The sequence below is a fragment of the Okeania sp. SIO2F4 genome (genome assembly GCF_010672385.1).
Taxonomy (GTDB): Bacteria; Cyanobacteriota; Cyanobacteriia; order Cyanobacteriales; family Microcoleaceae; genus Trichodesmium.
Genome location: NZ_JAAHGT010001402.1, coordinates 1 through 1,443, shown reverse-complemented (window position 1 = coordinate 1,443; position 1,443 = coordinate 1). Strand labels below are relative to the sequence as shown.

General features: G+C 34.5%; 1 protein-coding gene. It reads left to right on the top strand.

The genetic code is table 11. The features are described from left to right. A partial coding sequence (locus F6K22_RS40775; RefSeq protein WP_293110853.1) for an amino acid ABC transporter permease occupies positions 1-1,009 on the top strand: 1,009 nt, incomplete at its 5' end. Positions 1,010-1,443 lie beyond the last annotated feature (434 nt).

Genomic DNA, 1,443 nt, shown 5'->3' with positions numbered 1-1,443 from the left:
CTTCAGTTTCCTAGATAATGAAGCAGGATTTAGTATTAGTGAAAGTTTGATTCCTTACAAACCAAAAGATCCCTATACTCAAGTTTTATTAGCAGGTTTAGTTAATTCTCTGCGAGTAATGATTTTAGGAATTTTCTTCACAACAATAGTCGGAATATTGGCAGGTATTGCTAGTTTTTCTGAGAATTGGTTACTGCGGAATTTGAATCGAGTTTATGTGGAAGTTGTCAGAAATACTCCTTTATTATTGCAATTATTTTTCTGGTATTTTGCAGTTTTTTTCAGTTTGCCTAGACCTCAAGAAAAATTAGAATTACCAGGACCAATATTTATGAGTAAACGAGGAATAGCTATTCCTTGGCCGGAAAATACTTTGAATGTTTGGTTATGGTTAATAGTTTTAGTTGTAGGAGCGATCGCTGCTATGTTTATTTGGCAATGGCGGAATAAATTAATGACAGAAAAAGCAGCATCTGGTCAACCACAAATTATTGCATTAATTAGTATGGGAATTATTGCCATATTTATTATTATATTTGGATTGGCTTGGCAAGCACCTATTGCAACAGAAACAGGAGGAACAGAAGGGGGATTAAATTTAACTTTAGAACTCTCAGCTTTACTGGTGGGATTAGTATTTTATACAGGTGCTTTTATTGCGGAAATTGTTCGTTCTGGAATTCAAGCAGTGCCGAAAGGGCAATGGGAAGCAGCTAGGTCTTTAGGATTAAAGTCTGGTTTAGTCATGCAGTTGGTGATTTTTCCCCAAGCATTAAGAGTTATGATTCCGTCATTAAATAGTCAATATATGAACTTAGCAAAAAATTCTAGTTTAGCAATAGCTATTGGTTATCCAGATTTATATGCTGTGGCTAATACTACTTATAATCAAACAGGTCGTCCAGTAGAAGTTTTTATTTTAATTATGGCAGTTTATCTTTCTATAAATTTGACAATTTCATTGTGTATGAATTTCTTGAATAAAAGTGTTCAATTAACAGAAAGATAATAGGTAGTCCTGCTCGCCTCATGGTAGATATGAACAAGCAATACCTACTACGGGAGCAAGATCCCTGACAAAAATAATTACAATGCACCACTAGATAATATAAGAAAGTTGTAGTGGTGGGTTTAATCAAAATATTTGATAAATTAGCAATTTATTCCTAAAAACCCGCCATACTAAGTTGCGTTTATTTATCCTCTAATATCAAGTCTAATTAGGGCTGGCTGATTAATTATCGCGCGCATTGATAGGTAAAGGAAAGTGCCTTCTTAGATTCCCAAAAGTGCTCTTGTTTTAGTATATTACGCTCAAAAAGGAGCGCATTTTGGGAAAATTAAGGACATAAAAATTGAGGGATAATTCTTACTCCTACCTCCTCTATAATTCCCATAACTCCTGTCTCCTGACTCCTACCCCTATCACTCATACTTTATTCC